The sequence below is a fragment of the Frankia nepalensis genome (genome assembly GCF_016786325.1).
Taxonomy (GTDB): Bacteria; Actinomycetota; Actinomycetes; order Frankiales; family Frankiaceae; genus Pseudofrankia; species Pseudofrankia nepalensis.
The window spans coordinates 1-6,395 of the sequence record NZ_JADWYU010000181.1 but is presented as its reverse complement, the minus strand read 5'-3'; the positions used below and the strand labels follow the sequence as shown (position 1 = coordinate 6,395).

Genomic DNA, 6,395 nt, shown 5'->3' with positions numbered 1-6,395 from the left:
CCCCCCGGCCCCCCCCTCCCCCCCGCCCCGCCCCCCCCCCCTCCACCCCCCGCCCGGCCCCGCGACCACCTGCTGGTCGCGGGCCAGGCCATCGCTCGGTGCATGGACGAAGGTGATCCTCGACCCGCCGGACGCCGAACGGGCGAGAACCTAAGCGAAGTAGCGGGAGATGAACTCCGCGACGCAGACCGGCTTGGCCTGGCCCTCGAGCTCGATGGTGATCTGGTTGATGACCTGGACGCCGCCCTGCACGTCCTCGACGCTGAGGTTCTTGATGTGGGCCCGCAGCTTGGCGCCCACCGGCACCGGCGCCGGGAAGCGCACCTTGTTCAGGCCGTAGTTCACCGCCATCGAGATGCCCTCGACGTGCACCACGTCGTGGAACAGCACCGGGATCAGCGACAGGGTGAGGAACCCGTGCGCGATCGGCCCGCCGAACGGCCCGGTCTTCGCCTTCTCGACGTCGACGTGGATCCACTGGTGGTCGCCGGTGGCGTCGGCGAACGTGTTGACCTGCTCCTGGGTCACCTCGACCCAGCCGCTGGTCCCCCAGTCCTGCCCGGCAAGCGCCTTGGCGCCCTCGATCCCCTGGATCGTCGTGGCCATGATCTCCTCCAAGCCTCGCCCAGCACCCGGCTCCGCCCGGGCCCACCACGCGCCCGGCACCGCGCGCCGCCGCGCCGGCCAGTATCCCAACCCTCGTCCCCAGATGCCCGGCTCGCTCGGCGGACCGGCCCGCCGCTCCCGCCCTCTCATCGACCAGGAAGCCGAGTCCCTCCCTTTTGATCTTGGCGGGACCCTGGACCGCCGATCCGCGCACACATCCGATGATCACCGGCCCGTGGGGGGCGCGACACCTTCCTTGATCACCAGATGTGTGCGCCGTCCGGCGACTTCTGTCCGTTTTGTCGCCGAATTCCGCGCACATCTGCGATCTACGGTCCAGTCTCGGGCGGGGCGAGTTGAAGATCACCGGATGGGTACGCGGATCGGCGTTCCGAGATCCGCGCGCAAGGTCCGCGGGGAGCGCCCGGCCCTCTCCCCGTGGGCCGTGCGCGGCGCGGGCTGGCCGACGGCGGAGCGCGGCGGTGTACAGGCGAGGCCGGCGCTGGATGGAGTCAGATCCGGATGACGATCTTGCCGCGGATGTGCTCGGTGGCGTAGTCGACGACGGCGCGCGGGGCCTCGGCGAGCGGGTAGCAGGCGCCGACCTCGACGCTCAGCCGGCCGTTCGCGACACGCGCGGCGAGGTGGGCGAGCTCGCCGGGCCTGGCCTGGAAGGTGCCGATGTAGCGGCCGGTGACGCCATGGCCGAAGTCGGCCGGGCCGTCGAGCGGGGAGACGATCCGTCCGCCGGGCCGCACGGCGCGCGCGACCGGGCGCAGGTCGGGGCCGGCGTCGACCAGGTCCACGGCCAGGTCGACGCCGTCGGGCGCGATCCGCAGCGCGGCGCCGGGGACGTCGCCGGCGGTGTAGTCGATGACCGAACTCGCGCCGAGCACGCGCACGTAGCGGACGTCGTCCGGAGTGGCGGTGGCGATCACCCAGGCACCCAGGTCGGCGGCGAGCTGGACGATGAACTGGCCGATCCCGCCGGTCGCGCCGATCACCAGCAGCCGCCGCCCATGAAGCGGAGCACGGCCGGAGGAGGCGCGATAATGATCTTCCTTCGTGCCTCCGGAGGCCTCCCAGCCAGCACGGCCGGCGGAGACCCGAAGATGCTCCTCCTTCGAGCCCGCGCCGGCGGCCTCCGAGCCGACGGGGCCGAGGCCCGGGTGCCTCGACCAGGCGAGCGGCGAGGTCACGCCGCCGTCGACGGCGCGCAGCAGGTCGAGGGCGGTGAGCCCGGACTCGGGCAGCGCGGCGCCGCGGATCGCGTCCAGCCCGTCCGGGCGCAGGCAGACGGCCGGCCCCTCGTCGACGAGCGCGTACTCGGCGATCGTGCCCTCGTCGGGCCGGGTGACGGCGATGACCGGGTCGCCGGCGGCGAAGCTCGTCACCCCGTCCCCGACGGCCTCGACCGTGCCGGCGACGTCCATCCCGATGACGAACGGGAAGTGCGCCGGCACCCTCCCGCGCAGGGCGCCGGCGACGAGCCGCAGGTCGAACGGGTTCAACGCGGCCGCCTCCACCCGGCACAGCAGCTGTCCGGGGCCCGGGCTGGGTACCGGCCGGTCGGCGACCGTCAGCCGGGAGATGCCGTAGTCGGGCGCGACGAGAGCCTTCATCGATGCCTCCGAACCACATCGCGGCGACCGGCTCCGCGCGGCGGCGCCAGGGCGCGCGGCCAGCCGCTCGCGGCTCGGCCGGCGTGACCGTGGCCGGGTCGTAGGCGGGTCGCGGGCGGCCGGCCCGTCCAGAGAACCGTCCGGGCCTGGCCGTGGGGCGCGGCCGAAACGGGCGCGCGACAGCCGGCGGACGCCACCGTGATGCCCGCCCTCGCCGCCACGAACCAGGACCCCGCCGGCCTGGCGCAGGCTGGTCGTCGCGCCGGGCCCTGAAGGAACCGCCCGGCGCGGCGGGTGCCTCCCGGCACGTCCGGCGAGTCCTGGGATCTGGTCATGAGCCAGGGCGCCGAAAGGAGTCGCGCCGGGCACCACAGCCCCTGGGATCAAGGCCGATCGCCCCACTGGTCATGCCTCGGCGTGACCAGCGGGGGCGGATCGGGATCCTCTGCCGGGCTGGGCTGGGCTGGGCGGCGCCCCGGTCAGGAGCCGTCAGACGCGCCTATCCCGCCGTGCTGCCGACCGGGGTGAGCGGGGTGAGCGGGCCGACGGCGGACCGGGCACCCGGCACGCCCGCGCCGGGCGGGCCGGCGGCGTCCAGGTCGGCGGCGAAGGCCTCCGGGGGCGGGCAGGTGCAGACCAGGTTGCGGTCGCCGTAGGCGCCGTCGATCCGGCGGACCGGGGGCCAGTACTTCGCCGCGCGCAGCGACGCCACCGGGTAGGCGGCGACCGACCGGGGGTACGGGTGGTCCCAGTCGTCGCCGGTGACCATCTCGGCGGTGTGCGGGGCGTTGCGCAGCGGGTTGTCCTCGCGCGGCCAGGTGCCGGCGCCGACCTTGTCCGCCTCGGCCCGGATCGCGATCATCGCGGCGCAGAACCGGTCGATCTCGGCGAGGTCCTCGCTCTCGGTCGGCTCGACCATCAGCGTGCCGGCCACCGGGAAGGACATCGTCGGCGCGTGGAAGCCGTAGTCGACGAGCCGCTTGGCGACGTCGTCGACCGTCACCCCGGTCTCCCTGGTCAGCTGACGCAGGTCGAGGATGCACTCGTGGGCGACCAGGCCGCCCTGGCCGGTGTAGAGCACCGGGTAGTGCGGCCGCAGCCGGCTGGCGATGTAGTTGGCGTTCAGCACCGCGACCGCGGTGGCGGTCCGCACGCCCTCGGCACCCATCAGCCGCAGGTAGACCCACGGGATCATCAGGATCCCGGCCGACCCCCAGGGCGCCTCCGAGATAGGGCCGACCCCGGTCGCGGGACCCGCCTCGGGGCGCAGCGGGTGGTTCGGCAGGTACGGCAGCAGCTTCTCCCCGACCGCGACCGGGCCCACCCCCGGGCCGCCGCCGCCGTGCGGGATGCAGAACGTCTTGTGCAGGTTCAGGTGGCTGACGTCGGCGCCGAACTTCCCGGGCTTCGCGAGCCCGACCAGCGCGTTGAGGTTCGCGCCATCGACGTAGACCAGGCCACCGGCCTCGTGCACGATCGCGCAGGCCTCGCCGATGCCCTCCTCGTACACGCCGTGGGTCGACGGGTAGGTGACCATCAGCGCGGACAGCCGCGGCGCGTGCTCCTTGGCCTTGGCGGCCAGGTCGGCCAGGTCGACGTTGCCGTCGGTGTCGCAGGCGACGACCACGACCTTCATCCCGGCCATCGCGGCGCTGGCCGCGTTGGTGCCGTGCGCCGACGACGGGATGAGGCAGATGTCGCGGGCGGGCGCGCCGGCCACGGCGTGGTCGCGGTGGTAGGCCCGGATGGCCAGCAGGCCGGCGAGCTCGCCCTGGCTGCCGGCGTTCGGCTGCAGCGAGACGCCGGCATAGCCGGTGACCTCGGTGAGCCACCCCTCCAGGTCCGAGATCATCTTCAGGTAGCCGGCGGCCTGGTCCAGCGGCGCGAAGGGGTGGATCTCGGCGAACTCGGGCCAGGTGACGGCGGCCATCTCGGCGGTCGCGTTGAGCTTCATCGTGCACGAGCCGAGCGGGATCATCCCCCGGTCGAGCGCCAGGTCCAGGTCCGCGAGGTGGCGCAGGTAGCGCAGCATCGCCGTCTCGGAGCGGTGGCTGTGGAACACCGGGTGCTCCAGGTACGCCGACGTGCGCACCAGCGCCCCGGGCAGCGCCGCCCCGCCGCCGGCCGGCTCGGCGGCGGGCTCAGCGGCCGGCGCGGGCACGCCGAACGCGGCCCAGACGGCGCGCAGGTCGGCGTCGAGCGTCGTCTCGTCGCAGGAGATCCCGACATGGTCCGCGTCGACGAGGCGCAGGTTCACGCCGTGCTCGAGCGCGGCGGCGACGACGTCGTCCGCCCGGCCCGGCACCTGGGCGAGCACCGTGTCGAAGAACGCGTCGTGGACCACCCGCACGCCGCCCGCGCGCAGGCCGGCGGCGAGCCGGACGGCGTGCCGGTGGACCGTCGTCGCGATCCCCGCGAGCCCGGCCGGGCCGTGGTAGACGGCGTACATCGAGGCGAGCACGGCCGGCAGCACCTGGGCGGTGCAGATGTTGCTGGTCGCCTTCTCCCGGCGGATGTGCTGCTCGCGGGTCTGCAGCGTGAGCCGGTAGGCCGGCTTGCCGTCCGCGTCCACCGACACCCCGACCAGCCGGCCCGGGAGCATCCGCTCCAGGCCCTTGCGGACGGCGAGGTAGCCGGCGTGCGGGCCGCCGAACATCACCGGCAGCCCGAACCGCTGGGTGGTGCCGACCGCGATGTCCGCTCCCAGCTCGCCGGGTGAGGCCAGCAGCGTGAGGGCCAGCGGGTCGGCGGCGACGGTCACCGTGATCTGCCGCCCGCGCGCGTCGGCGATGATCTCGGTGAGGTCGCGTACCTCGCCGCTCACGCCCGGGTAGGACAGGAGCACGCCGAAGACGTCGGTGACCGCGTACCCGCCGTTCTCGGCCGCGGCGTCGAGTCCCGCGCGCAGGTCGGCGACGCGCACGGCGAGCCCCAGCGCCTCGGCCCGGGTGTGCACGACGGCGATCGTCTGCGGCAGGGAGTCGGCGTCGACGAGGAAGATCGTCCGCTTCTTCTTGTCCACCCGGTGCGCGAGCTGCATCGCCTCGGCCGCGGCGGTCGACTCGTCGAGCAGCGACGCGCCCGCGGTCGCCAGCCCGGTCAGGTCGGTGATCATCGTCTGGAAGTTCAGCAGGGCCTCCAGCCGGCCCTGCGAGATCTCCGGCTGGTACGGGGTGTAGGCGGTGTACCAGGCGGGGCTCTCCAGCACGTTGCGCTGGATCACCCCCGGCATGACCGCCGGGTGGAAGCCGAGACCGATCATCGAGGTCACCCGCCGGTTCCGGCTGGCGAGCGCGCGCAACTCGTCGAGCGCCGCGCTTTCGGAGATCGGCGCGGGCAGGTCCAGCTCGGTCGAGCGGATCCCGGCCGGCACGGCCGCCTCGGTCAGCGCCTCGAGCGACGGGTAGCCGAGCTCCGCGAGCATCGCCGCTTGGGCCGCCGAGTCCGGGCCGATGTGCCGGTCGGCGAACACCGGATAGGCGGGCACCGGCGGCTGGGACGCACCGGCGGGCGCGGTCGGGGAGGTCACCGTCAGGGGGGTCGAGGTGTCGTCGTCGCGCATGTGGCCGCTCCGGAGGTCAGGCGAGAACCTGGCGTGGGGGTCCCCCACCAGGTCCGGGGGGCATCCCCGGGAGACCAGGCGGCGCCCGGCCCGCCGGCGGCTTCCGGACCTTCCACGCCCGCGAGACGTTCGACGCCCTGGGGCAGACCAGAAGCCAGTCGATGGACCCGGCCCGCGAGGACTCGGCCAGCGGCGGAGGACTCGGCGGACCTGGCGGCCGCCTGGCTCTCCCCCTCTGTCATGGGCCTGAGAGCTTCACCGGACGCGGTACCCCGGGCGCGCGAAGCGCCGTCCTGGGGACGCCCGGCTTGCACCGTCGGCGGGACGCGCGCGGCGTCCGCTTTCCAGAGCTGCCTGACCCGGCGGTTGGGGGCCTGAGAGTTTGGTGGGGAGATCTTGCTCCTTCGGCGCCACGGGCCGGCTTGCCCGGGACTCTCCCGCACGGGTGTGAGCGGCAAGGTATGAAGTTGTGCCCCGCCGGCCGGCGGGGCGGGGGGGGGGGGCCGCGGCCCCGCCCCCCCCCCCCCCCCAGGCCGGTTCCCCCGGTGCACCGGGGGAACACGTCGACGCCGCCGGCGGGTCCCCGGACACGCGCTGGCGGCCCC

The 6,395-nt window shown here is 74.6% G+C and carries 3 protein-coding genes and 2 riboswitches; all 3 genes read right to left on the bottom strand.

The window, feature by feature from the left end; translation table 11 throughout:
• Nucleotides 1-150: 150 nt before the first annotated feature.
• Complete coding sequence (locus tag I6A81_RS27425; protein WP_203007647.1) at nt 151-606, bottom strand: MaoC family dehydratase; 456 nt, start codon at nt 604-606, stop codon at nt 151-153.
• 512 nt (nt 607-1,118) lie between these two features.
• Nucleotides 1,119-2,228, bottom strand: coding sequence for an NADP-dependent oxidoreductase (locus I6A81_RS27420; protein ID WP_203007648.1), 1,110 nt, complete (start codon nt 2,226-2,228; stop codon nt 1,119-1,121).
• A 499-nt stretch (nt 2,229-2,727) separates the two neighbouring features.
• Complete coding sequence (gcvP, locus tag I6A81_RS27415; protein WP_203007649.1) at nt 2,728-5,790, bottom strand: aminomethyl-transferring glycine dehydrogenase; 3,063 nt, start codon at nt 5,788-5,790, stop codon at nt 2,728-2,730.
• A 233-nt stretch (nt 5,791-6,023) separates the two neighbouring features.
• Nucleotides 6,024-6,140: riboswitch (glycine riboswitch) on the bottom strand.
• Between the two features lie 3 nt (nt 6,141-6,143).
• Nucleotides 6,144-6,240: riboswitch (glycine riboswitch) on the bottom strand.
• Nucleotides 6,241-6,395: the final 155 nt, after the last annotated feature.